17 protein-coding genes are annotated in these 18747 nt (G+C 60.5%); 9 read left to right on the forward strand and 8 right to left on the reverse strand.

All coding sequences use genetic code 11. The features are described 5' to 3' along the window. Positions 1 to 88 precede the first annotated feature (88 nt). Positions 89 to 2065, reverse strand: coding sequence for an alpha/beta-hydrolase family protein (locus HMPREF2787_RS06095; protein ID WP_070858758.1), 1977 nt, complete (start codon positions 2063 to 2065; stop codon positions 89 to 91). Between the two features lie 111 nt (positions 2066 to 2176). Here HMPREF2787_RS06095 and HMPREF2787_RS06100 point away from each other — a divergent pair, with 111 nt between their 5' ends. From HMPREF2787_RS06100 to HMPREF2787_RS06115, 4 genes are all read left to right on the forward strand, one after another. Continuing rightward, entirely contained in the window at positions 2177 to 3124 is a 948-nt protein-coding gene (locus tag HMPREF2787_RS06100; protein WP_070858761.1) for an L-lactate dehydrogenase, read from the forward strand. 138 nt (positions 3125 to 3262) lie between these two features. Then, the gene (locus HMPREF2787_RS06105; protein ID WP_083326668.1) at positions 3263 to 5224 is read left to right on the forward strand and encodes a pyruvate kinase; all 1962 of its coding nucleotides are present in this window, start codon (positions 3263 to 3265) and stop codon (positions 5222 to 5224) included. Positions 5225 to 5351: 127 nt separating this feature from the next. Further along, positions 5352 to 6230, forward strand: coding sequence for a hypothetical protein (locus tag HMPREF2787_RS06110; RefSeq protein WP_070858763.1), 879 nt, complete (start codon positions 5352 to 5354; stop codon positions 6228 to 6230). A gap of 48 nt (positions 6231 to 6278) precedes the next feature. Then, a complete protein-coding gene (locus HMPREF2787_RS06115) occupies positions 6279 to 7196 on the forward strand; it encodes a DUF5926 family protein (protein ID WP_048731261.1) in 918 nt (305 codons plus the stop codon). A gap of 104 nt (positions 7197 to 7300) precedes the next feature. Here HMPREF2787_RS06115 and HMPREF2787_RS06120 read toward each other — a convergent pair whose 3' ends face one another. Then, positions 7301 to 8704, reverse strand: coding sequence for an LCP family protein (locus HMPREF2787_RS06120; protein WP_306295414.1), 1404 nt, complete (start codon positions 8702 to 8704; stop codon positions 7301 to 7303). A gap of 131 nt (positions 8705 to 8835) precedes the next feature. On the opposite strand from HMPREF2787_RS06120, the gene HMPREF2787_RS06125 reads away from it, so the two are divergent. Continuing rightward, entirely contained in the window at positions 8836 to 9645 is an 810-nt protein-coding gene (locus HMPREF2787_RS06125) for a fructosamine kinase family protein (protein WP_049193137.1), read from the forward strand. Here the strand turns inward: HMPREF2787_RS06125 and HMPREF2787_RS06130 are convergent. After that, positions 9642 to 11030, reverse strand: coding sequence for an amidase (locus HMPREF2787_RS06130; protein ID WP_070858768.1), 1389 nt, complete (start codon positions 11028 to 11030; stop codon positions 9642 to 9644). The genes HMPREF2787_RS06125 and HMPREF2787_RS06130 overlap by 4 nt on opposite strands. A 33-nt stretch (positions 11031 to 11063) precedes the next feature. Here HMPREF2787_RS06130 and pheA point away from each other — a divergent pair, with 33 nt between their 5' ends. Together pheA and HMPREF2787_RS06140 are read left to right on the forward strand one after the other, a co-directional pair. Next, a complete protein-coding gene (gene pheA, locus HMPREF2787_RS06135; RefSeq protein WP_070602311.1) occupies positions 11064 to 11999 on the forward strand; it encodes a prephenate dehydratase in 936 nt (311 codons plus the stop codon). Positions 12000 to 12002: 3 nt separating this feature from the next. Next, complete coding sequence (locus tag HMPREF2787_RS06140) at positions 12003 to 12794, forward strand: histidine phosphatase family protein (RefSeq protein WP_070602313.1); 792 nt, start codon at positions 12003 to 12005, stop codon at positions 12792 to 12794. 35 nt (positions 12795 to 12829) lie between these two features. Here HMPREF2787_RS06140 and HMPREF2787_RS06145 read toward each other — a convergent pair whose 3' ends face one another. The 3 genes from HMPREF2787_RS06145 to HMPREF2787_RS06155 all read right to left on the reverse strand — a co-directional run bounded on the left by HMPREF2787_RS06145 (position 12830) and on the right by HMPREF2787_RS06155 (position 15073). Further along, a complete protein-coding gene (locus tag HMPREF2787_RS06145) occupies positions 12830 to 13375 on the reverse strand; it encodes a DUF1707 SHOCT-like domain-containing protein (protein ID WP_083296870.1) in 546 nt (181 codons plus the stop codon). Positions 13376 to 13449: 74 nt separating this feature from the next. Further along, a complete protein-coding gene (locus HMPREF2787_RS06150; RefSeq protein WP_016421667.1) occupies positions 13450 to 13794 on the reverse strand; it encodes a metallopeptidase family protein in 345 nt (114 codons plus the stop codon). Between the two features lie 31 nt (positions 13795 to 13825). Then, positions 13826 to 15073, reverse strand: a complete 1248-nt coding sequence (locus HMPREF2787_RS06155; protein ID WP_246822179.1) for a septum formation family protein — start codon at positions 15071 to 15073, stop codon at positions 13826 to 13828. 134 nt (positions 15074 to 15207) lie between these two features. On the opposite strand from HMPREF2787_RS06155, the gene HMPREF2787_RS06160 reads away from it, so the two are divergent. Together HMPREF2787_RS06160 and serS are read left to right on the forward strand one after the other, a co-directional pair. Beyond that, positions 15208 to 15858 (forward strand): LysE family translocator, encoded by a 651-nt coding sequence (locus tag HMPREF2787_RS06160; protein ID WP_049181857.1) that lies wholly within the window; start codon positions 15208 to 15210, stop codon positions 15856 to 15858. Between the two features lie 47 nt (positions 15859 to 15905). Continuing rightward, positions 15906 to 17177 carry a serine--tRNA ligase gene (gene serS / locus HMPREF2787_RS06165; protein ID WP_048731242.1) on the forward strand — a complete coding sequence of 424 codons (1272 nt, stop codon included), beginning with the start codon at positions 15906 to 15908 and terminating at the stop codon, positions 17175 to 17177. A gap of 319 nt (positions 17178 to 17496) precedes the next feature. On the opposite strand, the gene HMPREF2787_RS06170 is transcribed toward serS, so the two are convergent. Together HMPREF2787_RS06170 and HMPREF2787_RS06175 are read right to left on the reverse strand one after the other, a co-directional pair. Beyond that, positions 17497 to 18339: a DUF5808 domain-containing protein gene (locus HMPREF2787_RS06170; RefSeq protein WP_070858771.1), complete on the reverse strand. Its 843-nt coding sequence runs from the start codon at positions 18337 to 18339 to the stop codon at positions 17497 to 17499. Beyond that, positions 18336 to 18671 carry a PadR family transcriptional regulator gene (locus HMPREF2787_RS06175; RefSeq protein WP_049190945.1) on the reverse strand — a complete coding sequence of 112 codons (336 nt, stop codon included), beginning with the start codon at positions 18669 to 18671 and terminating at the stop codon, positions 18336 to 18338. The genes HMPREF2787_RS06170 and HMPREF2787_RS06175 overlap by 4 nt, the downstream gene beginning before the upstream one ends. Positions 18672 to 18747: the final 76 nt, after the last annotated feature.

An 18747-nucleotide genomic window follows, 5' to 3' on the forward strand; every position in this document is an offset into this window, starting at 1 on the left:
CTCAAGATGAGTGGATGCGCAACCATTTAAGCAATACAATTAATGCGAAATTCATAAAAAATGCTGTTCAGGGATATCTGTCACAAGTTTATGAACGCGGCGGCTGAGTGCGGCGAATCCATTTACTCACGCGCTTGAAGCGCATTCCGGCTGCGCCACCCAGGTCGTCGTCAAGCGGAATGTCGAGGATGGAAGCCCACGTTGGCAGCATTTCTTCCTCGTACCGGTGGCCGTGACCACCGGGGACGGTGACGGAGGCGAGGCCGTCGATAAGCACCTGCCAGAAGGTGACGAACGGGTGCCAGCGCATGGAGGGGAGGACATCGCGGCCGACGCGCTCTGCAAGCCAGTCGGGGCGGCGCCAGGCCAGCGGGTAATCCCACCAGACGATGGGGTCAGAGGCATGCTGCAGGAATGCGACGCGCGGGAACTCCCACGGCCCGAACTTGGTGCCATAGAACGAGTGGTACAGCTCGTCGGGGCGCGTAGCGAAGCGGATGTTTCGACCCTCGTCGATGACCGGAGCGATTTCTGGGGACCCCTTTGTCCGGCGGTGCGTCAGCTCTTTCCACATTGCGGAGAACTGCGGTGTGCCAGTCCAAACAGCACCGTCGACGCGTGCGAGCATGTCGGCGGAATTCTCGAACGCGCCGAGACCGCCAAACCCGCCGAGGGATTCACCGGCGACGTAGACCTTTGGCCGGTCGTTTTCCGGCATTTTGTCGACTTCCTGCAACACCCGATGGATAAGAGTGTGGCCAGCTGCGATTGGGGTTTCGTGGTCCGTTAGCCACGCCACTGGGGAGGGCAGGTCAGAGTACTGCAGAGCGACAGTGGCGCAGTTGCCAAGGGTCAAGAACTCTGCAGCCTGTGCCGACCACGGTGGCACCCAACCTGTGCCGGTGGTGGTGAAGACAACCAGGTGATCGCGCCGGAACGCGCCGGTGCGGTGCATCTCGCGGATGATGAGCTCCGCCTGTTCCCGCAGAGAACGGCCTTGCACCTTGCCCGCATAAATGCGGATGGGTTCCTGCAGTTCGGAGAGCGGCTTGCCAGTAACCACTGCCAAATCTCGGGCACGGGGGCCTTCGGCGACGAAGACGCGACCCTCGGCACCGAGTGCGTACCACGGCTCCAGAGACCATGGGCTTCCGGAACGTTCCGGCTCCCACGGCTGCATGCGACCTGGAACGACCAGGGTATTCAGGTAGCGGGACTTCTTGGCGATGGACTCCAAAGTCCGACGGATAAGCAGTCGGTCAATGCTGGCGGCCACGGCACCACCGACGATGGCACCACTGAGAACCGGGGCGAGACCGCGAGGAAGCCAGGGGCGGAGGTTGTCCCGCAGTAGGTCATAGCCGCGGTTGGCCAGCGCGGAGAGCCCCCGAGTGGTCAGGTAGAGACCACTGGCAATCATTGTGGAGGCGAACTGGCTGCGTGCGGATTCCTGCTCATCCTTGCCCACCAGGCGACCAATTTCGCGCTGCTGGGAAATGGAGCGCAGCCACAGCGCCGCGGTGGTGGCCGTGGTGGCCACGTGCCAGGTCACGGCCAGTGCGCGTTCGTGACGAGGTGCCAGCGCAAAGCGGCTGAGTGAAGTGCTGGCCAGACGCCGCATCGTCGTGTTGTAGCCATAGCCGATGGCCACCCCGGTGACATGGCCCGCCAGCTGTGCCAGGAAGGTCACAGTAACGGTGGCGGTCCGAGTGCGCGGCATCAGCGAGGGGCTAAAGGCAGCCCATGACGCAATTTCTGCACCAATTAGACCGGGGTTGGAGGGGATGCCGGCCCGCAGTGCGCTGCGGATAGTGCCGGGGCCGGTACCTAGGAGGCGTTCGCGAAAGACTTTCGCGGCCATCAGGCTGCCGGTGCCGACTGCGCCCAGCGCTTTGGCCATGCCAGCTGTGCCAGCGACTCCTGTAATTCCTGTTCGTGCTGCTCGTGCAGCTCGCACTGTCCTGGCGGTTTCGATTGGCTGAGCTACAGGTGTGTCGCCCGTAGACGCAATCGAGGGCGCAATCGAAGTAAATGCGCGACGCAGGAATCCCATGACTCCCATCATGACAAAATTTTTTCCACGGGGGTTATTCATCCCGCGCCAGTTTTCCGCACAAAGCGTAGCCTGTGGGGTGTCGCAACTTTTTCCGAATCGGTTGAGAAGGATCCGAGGGCTATGAAGCTATCCACAGGAAATAAGGTCGTGCTGATCGGCGCTGGCGACGTCGGCGTTGCATACGCGTACTCGCTGGTCAACCAGGGCACTGTCGACCACTTGGCAATCATTGACATCGACGAGAAGAAGACGATGGGCAACGTCATGGACTTAAACCATGGCGTGGTGTGGGCGTCGTCGCGCACCAAAGTCACCCAGGGCACGTACGCCGACTGTGACGATGCCGCGCTGGTGGTTATCTGTGCAGGTGCGGCACAAAAGCCGGGCGAGACTCGCCTGCAGCTGGTGGACAAGAACATGAAAATCATGAAGTCCATCGTCGATTCCGTTATGGACAGCGGTTTTGATGGGCTCCTACTGATTGCTTCCAACCCCGTCGACGTACTCACATACGCTGCGTGGAAGTACTCCGGGCTGCCGCACAACCGTGTCTTCGGCTCCGGCACCATCCTGGACACCGCACGTTTCCGCTACATGCTGGGTGAATACTACGATGTTTCCCCGATGAGCGTGCACGCATACATCATCGGTGAACATGGCGACTCCGAGCTGCCGGTGTTGTCCAGCGCCAACGTTGCAGGCGTCAGTCTGTCCAAGCGCCTCGCCGCCGACCCAGCGCTTCACGACGAGCTGGAGGACATCTTCATCCGAACCCGTGATGCCGCCTACGAGATCATCGATGCCAAGGGCTCCACTTCCTACGGAATCGGTATGGGTCTGGCCCGCATCACGCGCGCCATTTTCCAAAACCAAGAGGTGGCTCTGCCGGTCTCCGCATACTTGCAAGGTGAATATGGCCATGAGGACGTGTTCATCGGAACACCAGCCATTGTGAACCGCCGAGGAATTCGCCGCGTTATCGAGCTTGAGCTGGACGAATACGAAAAGAAGCAGCTGGACAAGTCCGTTCAGACGCTCCGAGATGTGCAGGATCCATTCTGGAAGTAACTGCTGGTAGCGAAAGCGCATGTCTTCTCGACATGCGCTTTCGGCCGTCTCATTTGAGAATGAGAATGCCCACCTTCTATTGGCCCGCGTGGCCGACTCTGGCCAACGCTTCGTCTTAAACACAGGAGTGCCTTCTCTATGGCAGCGCAGAGCCCTCAAGACACAGCAACTGACAACACTGAAAGCGGCGCGGATGTACCGCGTCTGGATGACCTCATCAGCAAGGTCACCGATTTGATTACAGAGTTGGACGACGTCTCGGTGGAGGCATCTGCACTGCTCGCAGAGGTGCCGGAAGAGCGCCGTCGGCACGCGGAAAACCTACTGCACTACGCGCACCTGCGCACAATTGACATCCGTGAGCTGCAAAACAGTTTGCACGACCTCGGCGTGACCAGTCTGACCACGGTGGAGACTTTCACCCGGGGGCGCCTTGAACTTGCCCTCAACGCGCTGTTGGCCCTGGCGGGGCGCACCTCAGATATCGATGTCGCCCGCATTATTGCCGATGATGAGCGCGCGGATATTGCCCTGGATAACAACGCCACCGAGCTGTTCGGTCAGGAGCGCGCGGATGTCACTTCGCACATTATGGTGACCCTGCCCGCCGAGGCCGCCGACGACGCAGAGTTGGTGGAGAGCTTCGCTGCTGCCGGCATGGATCTCGCTCGCATCAACTGCGCCCACGACGGCCCTGAGCAGTGGAGCCGCATGATTGACAACGTCAATGCTGCAGCTGAGAAGGCCGGTCGCCGCATCTTCGTGTCCATGGATCTGGCTGGCCCGAAGCTGCGCACAGGCGATATCGAACCGGGACCGCGCGTGGGTCGCGCCCGCGTTGTGCGTGACGACGCCGGCACGGTCATCTCCAAGTCCAAGATTTGGCTGACTCCACGTCTGGATGAGCACCCCAAGCCAGTTCCGAACGATTTGCCGGGGCGTCCTGCTCTGCCACTGGAAGCAGATCAGGGGTGGTTGGAGCAGCTGCAGCTTGATGATGTCATTACGCTGCATGACTCCCGCTCAGCGAAGCGTCACTTCACCGTTGTGCGCATCGACACCGACGTCGAGGGCGAGGTCGAGGCGGTGCTCGCCGAGGGTGAGAAGAACGCCTGGATCGCCGAGGGCACACACCTGCGCAGCAACTACGAGGTCACACGTGCTGGCGGCGTGCCACCGACCGTGCAAAAGCTGCGTTTCCACACTGGGGATGAGTTCATTCTCACCAGCCGCGAGGAAATCACCACCATTCCACGCACCGAGGATGAAATTCCACGAGTCTCCTGCTCGCTGCCGTCTGCCGTGGCGGCTCTGAAGCCGGGCGATCCGGTGCTTTTCGACGACGGTGCACTCGGCGCTGAGGTGGTTGAGGTCTCCGAGACGTCGTCAAGCGAAGATAGCCACGTCGATGCCCGCTTGCGTGTCCAGCGCACCAAGCCGAACGGACAGCCGTTGGCGGCGCATAAGGGCATCAACCTGCCGAACACCGACCTGCCGCTCAATTCGCTTACCGACGAAGACATTGAGCATCTGCGCTTTGTAGTGGAGCATGCGGATATTGCTGCGGTGAGCTTTATTCGCACGCAGGAGGATGCTGAGTACGTCTACAAGGTGCTCGATGAGATTGCGGCAGAACATGAGGCTGCAGGCCGCGAGGATCTGGCATCGCGGGCTCGGGACCTAGGTGTTGTGCTGAAGATTGAGACTATTCCGGCATTCCAGAATCTGCCGGGAATCATCATCGCCAGCATGAAGCGCGCCAAGTCCGGTCTGATGATTGCTCGTGGTGACCTGGCTGTGGAACTGGGCTTCGACCGCATGGGTGAGGTCCCAGGCCAGATTCTGACGCTGGCGCAGGCAGCCGGAGTTCCGACCATTCTGGGTACTCAGGTGCTGGAGAACATGGCCAAGGCCGGCCTGCCGTCCCGCGCGGAGATTACCGATGCGGCCTTCGCCCTGCGTGCCGAGTGCGTGATGCTGAACAAGGGGCCGCACATCACCGAGGCCATCGCGATTTTGAACAACCTGGCTCGGAAGATGGGCCGTTCGCAGCGTAAGAGCCGCATCATGCTGCGGAAGATTCGCAGCTGGTCGGACTAGTGGCGGGGTTAGTGGCCGGGCTAGTTTAGGTAGGTTAGGGGAGCGCACCCAAAAAACGCCGTTGGAGAAAAGACTGCGGAAGAAGCCAGCCGCGCGAGAGAGACGCGAGAGAGGAGCCCTGCGGAAAATGTCTAATGAACAGGCAGAAAACGCGGGGTGGGCTGTGCCGCCGCAGTCTCCAAAGCAGCAGCCGCAGCAGTCCCCACCTCAGGTGGTGCTGCCATCGCAGCAGAACTGGCAGCCGACTGTCTCGGATTCGACTATCACGGGTGCGACGCCGCGCTGGAAGGCCGATGAGATTGTTCGCAAGCGCGCGGACAGCGTCTTTCGATGGGCGATGAGCGGCGCCGGAGTATTCGCCGCATTTACCGTTTTCGTCTGGATGAGCATCCTGAGCCCCGGTCAGGACCTAGTGGTTTCCCTCCTCGGTGAGTTTGGAGCATGGGCTTTCGGTCTCTGTGGAATGGTTTCCCTCATTGGGCTGGGTTTTTCGGTCTACAAGACCCTCCAGGTGCTGCGTGACCGCGCAACGTATGCTCGCCCACTGCTGTCGCGCACGGCAACGGATGTGCGCACGATGCACATGTGGCCAGTGCGCAACATCACGGGGCCCGTGGTCGCGTTGGCTGAAACAGGAGTCACTGCCGTAATGGGGCCAGGTCGCTTTATCTGGTACCTGGCCTGCGTTTTGTGGCCACTTGCAGTGGGGTGGTTTATCGCAGCCGACGTGTCCCGGACATACTTCCAGGCCGGAATCATCACCGTTCTAGCTTGTGTGACGACTGCCCTTACTGCGCGGCTACTCGGCTACATATTGGCTCCCGAGGAAGTGCATCGCAACATCCCCGTTGGGGCCGGTCGCGAACGCACCCAGCCCGGTTTCTGGTCCAAGGGCTTCATCCCCAGCGAAGCTACCGATGAACAAGGGGAGACGGGCGCAATGGCCGTCGACAAGCAGCTTTTCGAAGGAACGGCGAGCGAATTCGTCGACGATTTTTATAAGTAGCCCAGGCAGTCGCGAATTACGGAGAGCGAATAGGTATTCTGTGGCCTTGTGGGAAAGAAATCTCGTAAGAAGAATAATCAGGCCCCGGAGGGCATGAGCCGTCGTCAGGCGAAGCTGGCAGCCCGCGCTGCTGAGCGTGCAGCGCTGCTGGGTAATCCGCGTCCGTTCAAGGACTTCGACGAAGAGGCTGACATCGTGGCTGTCCGCGAGTTCGCTCCGGCTGTGGTCATTCCGGTCACGGTCGCTGACGCCGAGCGTGACATCAAGCTCTGCACCGTGCTGCCAGGCGGCGTTGCTGCCCTGACGCGTGCCGCTGACCAGGGCAATGAGGCTTTCGTCGCGCTGCAGACGCAGGCGCGCACCAATGACGGCGCTGCGGATCTCTCCCGTGCGCTGGCATGGGCCCGTGACGCAGAGCCGGGCCAGCAGCTCTCCTCCGCCACTGACGGCGAGGCCGCACCGCTTACCGACGTCCTGACCGCCGTGGATCTCGACAACCTGGAGGTCCACCAGGACTTCGAGTGGTGGATTCCCAAGGGCATTGAACGCACCCCGATGATCGAGCAGAACCTGGCCGTGGCTAACGACGCGATTCTCCCGTCGTACCGCCTGGATGCGAAGGTCGCTGGCGCTGTGTGGTGGATTGATCCGGGCGAGCGCGCTCACATCCGCTGGGTGCGCCGTGAAGATGAGAAGCCACTGCTGGATGCCTTGGCACGCGTGCACGCTGCGGACAACCTTTCGCTGGGAGAGGGCACTAAGTTCGCTGGTGTCTTCCGCACCGATGGCCTGCTGGTGCCGGTCTGGGACCTGGATAACACCAAGCCGCACGACCACTGGATTGCTGCTGTGGAAGAGGCCGATAAGCGTATCGCTGAGGCGCTGGCCAGCGAAGAGCCGCTGACCGCCGAGGAGCGTAAGTCCCGTGAGACCATCGTGTCCCGTCAGGTGACCATTCGGAACTAGGCGTAGCTGGTTTAAAAACTAACGCGTGTGGCTCAGCAAAAAGCTAAGTCACACGCGTTAGTTGTCTCGAAAGCTATCTGAAGCTGTTTTAGCTACCTTCTTGACTATCTCAGCTCCGCAAAAAGTGCTGGCGCTTCGATTTCGTCCCAGAGCAGCACATTGCCCGCATAACCGGTATCCATGGCGCCTGAGGTGGGCACGGTAAGGGAATCGGAACCGAAGAGCATGCGCAACATCAGCCAGGTCAGATGCCAGACATGGTCACCATCGCCGACGAACACGGCCTTAGTGCCAGCATTGGCCAGGCGAATCCAGCGGTAGGGGTTGAGCCATACCGCAGGTGATTTCAGGCGTCCCATCAGCGCGCTCATGAACTCACGCTGCCGCTCTACGCGGTCCAAGTCTCCCTGGGCGGTAGCACGCGTGCGCACGTAACCCAGGGCGCCCGCGCCGTCGAATTTCTGGCAACCGGCCTGGATATTCAGGCCCGCCAGCGGATCGTCGATGGCTTCTTCAGGGCACATCTCGATACCACCGACAGCATCGACGACACCGGCGAAACCGCCAAAGCCAATTTCGGCGTAGTGGTCGATGTGGATTCCAGTGTTTTTCTCTACGGTATCGATGAGCAACTGGGGGCCACCAAATGCGAATGCCGCATTGATCTTGTTCTTGTCATTGCCCGGGATATCCACGAAGGAGTCACGCGGGATACTGACCAACTTCGGCTTACCGAGCACCGGAATGTGGGCAATCATGATGGTGTCGGTGCGCTGGCCGAAATCACCACTGCCCGTCGACAGCTTGGCGGCATCTTCCTCTGACAAGCCCGTACGAGAGTCCGAACCGACAAGCAACCAGTTGGAGGACATCGTATTGGCAGGGCGATCTGCCAGACCGGAGAACGCATCGACCCTGGTCAGGCGGATGTCGACAAGTGCCATTGTGACGACAAGGAAGATGACGAGAAGCAGGATGATGGATTTAAAGCGCAAGCGTGGCAGTCGCAAGCGTGGCATGCGGAACCCAGACCTGACGCCGGCGCCGCCACGACTGCCACGGCGTCCACCACGGCCAGAACTCGCTGCTTGTGGGGCACTGTAGTAGTCCTGTGACGAGCCGTGCGAGGAAGATTGGAAATCCGCATCCGGGTTATATCCGGGCGGGGGAAACCGCGGATCGCTGCCAGCGCGTCCGCTACCGGCCCGGTTCACCGGTGGACGGGACTCAATGCGCGTTTCGTTCAGTGGCGCCTGCCGACGTTCCGGTTGCGGCCTAGACCTGCGCGGAGGCATAGGCGCTGGGCGGGCTGCCCCTGCCCTAGATGGGCGGTCGGAACGGGGCGGGATGGGGCGTCGTGAAGCGCCACGCGAATCGGCCTCACGGGGGCCGGCATGCTTCGGCGACGCCTCGTCCACACGGCGGTAGATGGGGCGGCCATAGCGATCTTTAAGCGGCCTACCGTATCGGTCGCGGGCAATGCGCGAGTCGTCGAAGTTGCCTTCCATACCAATAAAGAATAGGCAACGACAGTGGACTAAGAGAACCGAGACAGCAATACAAGTCTTGGTAGCGCTGGCGTTACCCTGCATGCGACGTGCTGAAAGGGGTTGGGAACGAAGAAGAATATGCTGGAAATATGTCCGCAATGAACCAGAACAACGAACGTGCAGTCAACGACTCGGATGTTTACGTCAAGAGCCGGCATGGTGTCCCTAGGGATTTCTTCGCCTGTGAGGCGGCGGGGCTGGGTTGGCTGCGCGAGGGCGAACCTGACGGCGGTGCGCGCGTAGTGGATGTGCTGGGCGTGAGCGGGCATGCGCTGAAATTGCGTCGAATTGAGTCGACGGCGCCGAATCCACAGGCAGCGTACGAGTTCGGAAAATCGTTGGCCATTACCCACAATCTGGGCGCTGCTGGCTGGGGTGCCGGCCCCGATGGGTGGGAGGGGCACGGCTACTTCGGTCCACTGGATCAGCCCCTGCAGATGGACCTGACTCCACGGGAGAGCTTCGGTGAATACTGGGCGAAAGGGCGTCTGCTGCCCACACTGGGAAAGTTGGAAAGCTCCTACAATAACCGTCAGCTAGATATCTTTGACCAGCTCATTGACCGGCTCTTGGCTGGAGGTTTCGACAACGAGCCAGACGCTGCGCGTGTCCACGGTGACCTGTGGTGGGGAAACCTCATGTGGGATGCAGACGGCGCGATCTTGATTGACCCCGCAGCGCACGGCGGAGCCCGCGAGGAAGACCTGGCACTGCTGGCGCTATTCGGGGCAACGCACTTCAACGAGATTTTGCGTGGCTATGAAACCGTACATCCCCTGCCGGATTTCGCCGAGAGCTGCGAACTCCATCAGCTCTACGCCGTGCTTATGCACGCGGTGCTATTTGGTGGCGGATACGCCGGGCAGGCGGCGGCAATGGCGGCGAAGTACGTGCGCTAGTTGGCGTTAGCAGCCTCCAGCACGCTAGCCATCTCCAGTAGCTCTGCCTCGCCGCAGCGCACCGCACCGATATTGACGCTGGTGACGGGGAGCTTCGCATTGGGCGTACTGCCGCTAGTTCCCGGCACAGCAATTGGCACGGACACGCTTGCCCACCCAGTCAGATTCCACAGCGACAGCCACGGCGTCCACCGGGTTTGCTCGTCAAAGTCCTCCGACGGCGCCAACGCAGAGAAATGCCCAATACGCGGCGGATCAAACGCCAGCGTTGGTGTAATCACCGCATCGACTTCCCAACGCGACCGAATCGCGCCGGGCAGAGCCATCCGCTGCTGATGTGTCGCCGCCGCCTCCGCTGCGGAAATCTCCTGGCCACAGGCTCGAATCCACTGCACGATCTCGGAGTAGTCCGCGCGCGGTAATTTCGTGGACATTCGCGTGATGGTCCGTCGAAAGATCTCGAACACGTCCGGCCCCGCAGGATCGTAGGGGCTGGGCACTTCCACCACGTCGTACCCGGCGTCGGCAAGACGGTCAGCCGCCGCCCACGCACCGTTTGCCCAGCGCTTATCGACGTCCACCTCAGCATGAAAAGGGCTGACAGTGACACCGATACGAAGGGGGCGCTGGGGCCGTCGTAAAGCATGTGGGGTTGCGGAAAGTGGCACCCCGGCCAGCAGTGCTGCGTCATCGACTGTGCGAGTGAGGAAGGCGGGCGTGGAGAGATTTCCACCCGCAATATCATGTGCTGGCTTCAACCCAACGAGGCCACAGCAGGCGGCAGGCACGCGGATGGAACCGCCGCCGTCAGAGCCCAGAGCTGCGGGAACGACACCACTCGCGACAGCCACCGCGCTGCCGCCCGAGGAACCACCGGGAGTGCGTGGCGTGGTATCCGGCTGATTGGACAGCTGATTGGGCGCGGCGAAGTAGGGGTTTTCCGGGGCCGGGTAGCCAATCGGTTCGGTGTAGGCCGTCATCCCGACCTCGGAGGTATGCGTCGTCGCCGTGAGGACCGCGCCGCGAGCCAGCAGTTTCGCCACGGGTTCCGAGGTTTCGGTGGCGGTGAAAGCCAAGTTGGTCGAGCCCATCGTGCATTCGACCCCCGCGATGGTGAATAGGTCCTTGATTGCCACTGGCAGACCTAGGAGGTCACGCGGGAGTCCGTGGCTAGCGTGCCGGGCGGGTTCGGATTCGGCAGTGAGGCTGCGCGCGCGGTCGACAGCGTGCTCGGCCAAGGACGTGGCAATACCGAAACGGGCGGGATTGGTCGCGGCGTCGTCGGCAAGCGTGGCGAATTCCGAAACGATTTCCGATACCGAGATTGCGCCACTGCGCACGGCTTCAGTGAGGGCGCGGGCGGGCATCTCGGAAGAAGAGGTCATGCAATAAGTGTAGAAGCCCTCTAATCTGAGCTTATGACGACGGTTACTTATTTGGGTCCTGCGGGCACATTCACCGAGCAGGCGCTGTGGGACATGGCGCGTGCTGGCGAGATTGATCCGGCAGGGGAATCCGCGGTCAATGCGGTGCCGGTGGATAGCCCCGCGGCTGCGCTTGGAGCCGTGCGCCGAGGGGAAGCGGACTTTGCCTGCGTGGCTATCGAAAGCAGCGTGGACGGTCCCGTTACACCAACTTTTGATGCCCTCGCTGCTGGCCCAGAGCTGCAGGTTTTCCGCGAAACCGAGGTCGGGGTGGTGTTCTCTATCCTGGTCCGTCCCGGGACGACGGCGGAACAGGTGCGTACTTTTACGACACATCCCGTAGCGTATCCGCAGGTCAAACAGTGGGTGGACGCCAACCTTCCGGGCGTGGAAGTTCACCAGGCCAGCTCCAATGCGGCGGCGGCCCACCAGGTCGCCGAGGGCACGCACGACGCTTGCGCTGCCCCTGCCCGCGCGGGTGAACTGCTCGGGTTGGAGGCGCTGGCCACTGAGGTCGCCGACGTGCGCGGCGCCCGCACTCGTTTCCTGCTGGTGGGGCGCCCCGGCGTGCCGACGCCACGCACCGGCGCCGACCGCACCTCGGTCTCCTTCACGCTGCCGAACCAGCCCGGCACATTGATGCGCGCCATGAACGAGTTCGCAGTGCGACAGATCAACCTCACCCGCATTGAGTCACGCCCAACGCGCGAGCTCTTCGGCCTCTACCGCTTCTACATCGACTGCAACGGCCACGTTGATGATGCACAGGTTGCCGCGGCTCTCGCGGCACTGCACGAATACGCCGAAGACCTGCGCTATCTGGGGTCTTGGCCGGTCGCTGAGGGCGGTCGCCGCAGCATTATGACCCCGCCACCGGACATTTCCCAGTCAATTGAGTGGGTCGACGCGCTTAAGGAAGGACGAAGGTAAAACATGACACCCGCCGCGCCCGAAAATCCAGTTGGACAGCTGCCTTTCCTCGATGACCGTCCAGACCGCCCTGAATCTGTCATGCCGGTTGATTCCCAGCGCATCATTTTCATCCGCCACGGGCAGACCACCGGCAACATCAACCGCCGCCTGGATACCGCATTGCCGGGCGCACCGCTCACCGACCTCGGTGTGAGGCAGGCGCGCAGTCTGGGACGTCTTTTGCTTCCCGACGTGCACAGAATCGGTGACATCGTCACATCCCATGCCCTGCGTGCCCGCCAGACTGGTGCAGGCGCGGTCGCGAGTTTGCACCACCTGGGAGAGACTTCCGCTCGCATCCGCCATGAGGGTGGCCTCCACGAGATTCAGGCCGGCGACCTCGAGGGGCGCAATGATCGCGATGCGCACATGGAGTACATGCGTGCCTTCTACCAGTGGCTCAATGGGGAGCTGGAGTACCGCCTTCCCGGCGGTGAATCCGGTGCCGACGTGCTGAGTCGCTACCTGCCGACGCTACAGCAGCTGCTGGAGCAGGCAGGAGCGACAGGTGGTGAATCCAAGGAGTCGAAGGAGGGCGGCAACAAGGATGTCGTCATTGTCAGCCATGGCGCGGCTATTCGTCTGATTGGGCAGTATCTGACCGGGGTGAATCCGGAATACGCACTGCGACACCGCATTGCCAATACTGAGCGAATCGAGCTGGTTCCGAGCGCTGTGGACGTCGGCAAGCGTGCCGGCATTGAACCGGGCACGTGGGATGTGCGCCGCTGGGGCGACAGCGAGTTGCCTTAGACAGGCAGCTGGGCGGCGACTGTCACCGCTGGCCGTTATTGCTGGCCTTCCTGAATCTCGCGGCGCTTCTGAGCTGCCAGGCGTAGGCGTTCCGTGCGACGCTTGGATTCCTCTTCGTTGATTTCGTTGAGGAGTTTTTCTTCGTCATCATTGATGTTCAGTGCGGCGCGCCCGATGAGGGCAACAGCCGCAGCGGCGACGAAGCCGAACCACGCGTTGTCGATATCGGTGAAAATCATCAGAACGATAGAGACAGCGACGATGATGCCTGCAGCAGAGTCAACAATGTTGAGCTGGCGGCCCTTTTTCATCAGAGTCTGCAGCTCTTGATCGACACTTTGGTGCTGCGGTTTAGCCGGGGTGCCCTGTGAACTCTCGGGAGAAGTCTCAGCGGGCAGGTCTGCGAAGAGTGTTTGTAGTTGGGAGCGGGTTTTAGCGACTGCGGCAGCTTCGGCGCGCTTGGAGAATTCATCGACATCCAAGTAGCCGTCAGCGAAATGATTGCCGAGACGCTCCATGGCAGCGTTGCGCTCCCTATCGCCGACCCTGATTTCTGGCTTCTCGCTCGAGTTGTCGCTCATAGTTGCCAAGGCTACAGGGAAGAAAGCTGCCGTGAAGAAGTCGAGAGGGGCGAGGCCGTGCAGGAGAGCCGAACTTATCCGTAGCCGAGTCGGTCCAGATCCTCCTCCTCGAGGCCGAAATAATGCCCGATTTCATGCAGGAGAGTGACACGAATCTGCTCTACCAGCTCCTCTTCGGTGTGGCTGATGCGGCAGAGCATGTCGCGATACAAGCTGATTTGGTCAGGCGGACCCCAGTGGTTGTTAGAACGCTCGGTCAGAGGAATGCCCTCGTAGAGTCCCAGCAGTGTGGGCTCGTCGAGGTTATACGGGTGGACCTGGATGATGACCTGATCGAGCTGATCGAGAAACTGCGTGGGGATGCGGTCGATGGCCTCATCGACAAGCGCATCGAACCGCTCCGGGCTAACGTCAACCATTTATGGTGCTGCCTCGCAATGTCCTGTTGTTCTACTGTCCTGCGGGAGCGACTGCGTTATCCACAGTGCCTGCTTCTGCACCAGTACCGTCGGCACCGACCGCACCGACGTCACCTGTGCCAGCGCCAGCGTCACCCTGCTCCTCCCGCAGCGGATTGCGCGGCGGCGGAGCCACGGGCGGCTGGCCGTCGATAGTGAAGGACTCGTTAGCGTGTCCGTTGAGAGTGGAGAACCCGCCCTGGCCATTGTCCTTAATCAACCAGCAGTTCACACTGCGCGAGCCAGCATTGAGCGACTCCTGCGACAGTGACGTCCAAAATGGCAACAGCGTCGAGTTATACAGCGGGTCGTCACCGCCGAGGTAATTCTGCGCGAGAGTCACACACTGTTCCGCGAGCACATCATTTTGCTCCTGGTCAGTGGGGACGTTGTCACCGAAATGGTCGCGGAGATTGACAATTCCCGTCGACTCCATCAGATGATCTTCCACGCACGGCACCTGGCGGATGGCGCCGTTTTCATCCAATGTCACGCAGCGGCCGCCCTCGAACACGCGGGACTGGTCCTGCCCGGCCGCAGGACCGGACATGTGCGCCGTGTTGCCGTCTTCATCGACGACCTGGATACCGCACAGGAAGGTTCGGTCACCCTTTTCCCACTGGCTAGGCGAAGGAATAATCGGCGCCGTGATAAATCGACCGTCCGGATCGTACTGGCCGCCCAGGTATTCAGTCACAGTGTCACGACACACGCCATTTTGCAGAGCCACCAAATTGTCCGCTGTCGGGTAGTTGGCAGTTTTTGCGTATTGCCCCGGATGTTCCTCGTAGTCGGCGAGGTTCAGTTTCTTGGCGACCTCATAAGCGTGTGGCTGCTCACAGGGCACGACGCGGAAGTCAGAAACATTCAAATCTTCTGCCAGATTCCAGTCCAGACAGTTGCCCGCGGTTGCGCTGGTGAACGCCGTCGTCTCCTTGTCAACGATGGTCGTCGTTGTCGACGATGACGCGCTTGCCGACGAGCCCTTGCCCCCAAGTGGCCCACTCGGTGGCTCGATGACTCCCGCTTGCAGCGCGAATGCCATTCCCGCGGCGCCGACCAGCATTGCCGTCGACAAAGCGCGCATTCCCCAGCTTCCACGCGAGTTACGGGAAGCGTTGGCATCGTTGCTGGCTGCGGAGGATGCACCAGCGCTGGCATCTGCGCCAGTACCTGCACCGGAATCAGTGTCTGTGGCGGCAGCGTGCTCGCGATTCTGGTTCATATTGTCATCAGCCATAGTGACCCCATTGTGCACCGCCAATGAGCCTGTGGACAAGGTAACGCTCTGTCCGAGTTTGCGGTCCGAGTTTGCTCAATAACTTCAGGCACTACAATAGTCCGGTATTTGTTCGCTACCCGAGGACACGAGTCTTGACCTGGACTGCACTACTCAGCCTGCTGGGCGTCCACATTATTGGTATGGCCTCACCAGGGCCTGACGTCTTCTTAATCCTGCGCCTTGCCACCAAATCCCGAAAGCACGCCATCGCAGCGGTTGCGGGTATCAGTACTGGCGCCACTATCTGGATGACCCTCACAGTTTTTGGGTTCGCAGCTGTCATCACCGCCAATCCTTTGCTGATGGGCGTAATCCAGCTCGTCGGTGGCTGTTATCTCATTTACATGGGTATCAGTATGGCCAAGGCGGGCATCAATACCCTCCGCGAACTGCGCGCCGGTGCCGCACCAGCCTTGGGAAGTGAGGCGCTCCGGTCGCCGAAGGCGACGTTCCGCCAGGGCTTTTTCACCAACATGTCGAACCCGAAGATTGTTCTCTTCCTCACGGCAGTGCTTTCACAGTTCATTCCCGCAGGCGCATCCGTGGGGACGCTCGTGCTTTGTACGCTGGTGCTAATCGCCTCCCAAATCGCTTTCTTCCTATTTATCGCAATCGTGGTGTCGACGGATGCCGTCGTCAAGCGAATGGTGCTGGCAGGGCCGTGGATTGACACTGTCGCCGGCGTGATCTTCCTCGTCCTCGGCGCGCTGCTGGTCGCCTCAGGAGCGGAAGCGGCACTCTAGCAAGCCTTGTGCCTGCTTGCCGACGTAAACCAGGTACTCTAGGTGACGTGATTGATCTCAAATTTCTCCGCGAAAACCCTGAAGTAGCCCGCGAGTCCCAGCGCACCCGTGGTGAGGACCCGGCATTGGTCGATCAGCTGCTGGAAGCTGACGCTAAGCGCCGTGAGGTTATTGCCTCCACCGACGCGCTGCGTTCGGAGCAGAAGGGCTTCGGTAAGAAGATTGGTCAGGCGTCGAAGGAAGAGCGCCCGGCCATGCTGGAGAAGGCCAAGGAGCTTTCCGACGCCGTGAAGGCAGCCGAAGCGGAGCAGAAGGAAGCCGAGGCTGAGGTCGAGCGCCTGCAGTACCTGATTGGCAACATCGTTACCGGTGCGCCCGCCGGCGGCGAAGATGACTTTGTCGTGCTGGAGGAAATCGGTGAGATTCCGCAGTTCGACTTTGAGCCTAAGGACCACCTGGACCTCGGTGAGTCGCTGGGTCTTATTGATATGGAGCGCGGCGTCAAGGTCTCCGGTTCCCGCTTCTACTTCCTGACCGGCTACGGTGCCATGCTGCAGCTGGCCATGATGAACCTGGCTGCTCAGAAGGCAACTCAGAATGGCTTCCAGCTGATGGTGCCGCCGGTGCTGGTTCGTCCGGAGACCATGTCGGGTACCGGCTTCCTCGGTGCGCACTCCGATGAGATCTACTACCTGCAGGAAGATGACCTCTACCTGGTCGGTACCTCGGAAGTCGCGCTGGCCGGCTACCACTCCAACGAGATTATTGACCTGTCGGAGGGGCCGCGTCGCTACGCTGGTTGGTCTTCCTGTTTCCGTCGTGAAGCGGGCTCTTACGGTAAGGACACCCGCGGTATCCTGCGCGTGCACCAGTTCGACAAGCTGGAGATGTTCTCCTACTGTCCGCCGGAGCAGGCGGAGGCAGAGCACCAGAAGCTGCTGAACATGGAGCGCGAGATGCTGGCCGCGGTCGATGTTCCGTACCGCATCATCGATGTTGCTGGTGGTGACCTGGGTGCATCGGCTGCCCGCAAGTTCGATACCGAGGCATGGGTGCCGACGCAGAACACCTACCGCGAGTTGACCTCGACTTCGAACTGCACGACTTTCCAGGCTCGTCGTTTGAAGACCCGCTACCGCGATGCCGATGGCAAGTCGCAGTACTGCGCCACCCTCAACGGCACGCTGGCCACGACGCGTTGGCTGGTCGCCATTCTGGAAAACCACCAGCAGGCCGATGGTTCTGTGGTGATTCCGGAGGCGCTGCGCCCGTTCATGATGGGCAAGGAAGTTCTCGAGCCGGTTAAGCGAGCCGGTTAAGCAGGTGCGGCCCCGCCCCAGTTCATCCGCGACTTCACGACACCTATGTCACCTCATGCCACCTCCACAGCTGGCACGAGGTGACATAGGTGTCGTGAAGTGGCTTTTTCGGGCGTGAGTCGTGTAATTGCGCTAAAAAATTAATTGGGGGATTGAGAAGGTAAAAACACCGGGAAGGTTGAGTGTAGAAACACAACCGAAAACACACCTGAACCAGGGGGATAGCCTCACTCGAGGTGGTAGAGGTTGTTTACAACATTCGGATTACAACAATCTTTCTGATGAGTCTTTCACCTGCTGATGTCTCCTGCACCGTGATCTAGGCCACCCCAGCTTTCTTCCACGTAGCCTTCAGCCCAGCGAAGAGAGGAAGGGCAAGGCATGCGGCCGAAGCCGCGACCGATGCCACGGCAACACCAGCTTGGACTAATGCCGGATTGGTCTTGGAGTTTTCTTCCGTGAGGACTCCGATCAGCTGAGATAGTGCAATTGTGCTTGCGAGCGCGCCTAGGGACGCAACGCGCAGAGTATCTTCGCGGTCATCTGCCTTGAGCAGCGAAGCAGCTGAGAATCCAGCTCCGACCGTAGAAACCACGAAGGGAAGAAGCAGAGTTTCCTTCGGTGCTGTCTTCTGAACTGCCTTGCCGTTTAGCTTCCATTTCGTGTGGACTTCTGCAGGCAACTGCTTCCAGGACATAGCCAGCGCGACTCCGTGCGCAACCGTCACGGCCGCGGGGAGAAAAGCGGTCGCCTGCAGCGCGCGAGCTGGAATTTCAGAGATAACCTCACCGTCAATATCGTCTGGTCGGACAATCCCCAGCTTGGTCGCTACTGCAGCCCAATTGATAGACCAGCCAAAACCCAACAGGTGAGGTTGGAGGATTCGTGGGTCGTCCATGTTCCACAGGGAAGCGCGACCGCTTTTGGTAAATACCCGAAGCGGTTTGGAGAGGTACCTGCGCAAGGTGCTTGGTTCACCAACTTGTTCGGCTACGCAATTTGCGTAGTCGGTTGCCGTTCCCAGCTCTTCGGCCAGGTCCGCGTGGACGTCGTTAAGCTCTTGCAGAAGACTCTCCTGCTCGGCGATGATCGCCTTGCGTTGTGCGTGCGATATGCCGATTTCGCGCAGTTTGTGGTCAATGGCAGTGAGGTAGGTGTTCATTGGGGCTCCTCGGAAAATAGTGCGGTCATGTCGGCGGATAGATCGATGAAGTCCTGATGTAGTTGCGTGAGTGTTTGCTTTCCTTTGGCTGTCAGTGAGTAGTACTTGCGAGGCGGTCCCTTGGGGGATTCCTCCCAGCGATTGCTAATCAAGCCGTTGGTGGTCAGACGCGAGAGCAGGGGGTAGACGGTTCCCGCGGGCGCGCTGAGGTGGGGGTAGGCGTTGAGCTTTGCGACGAGTGCCGCGCCATAGAGCTCTTCGCGAGAAATCAGCTTGAGAATGGCGAGCTCAAGTACCCCTTTCTTCAGTTGTGTTTGTGGACGTTTGGGCATAGCGTTGTGCTTTCTTTCCGGCGGTATGGAGGAATCTGCCCGGGCAAAATGCTTTTCATACCTAGTACCTTGTAAT

It is taken from the genome of Corynebacterium sp. HMSC061H03 (assembly GCF_001838215.1).
GTDB classification, from domain to species: domain Bacteria; phylum Actinomycetota; class Actinomycetes; order Mycobacteriales; family Mycobacteriaceae; genus Corynebacterium; species Corynebacterium jeikeium_D.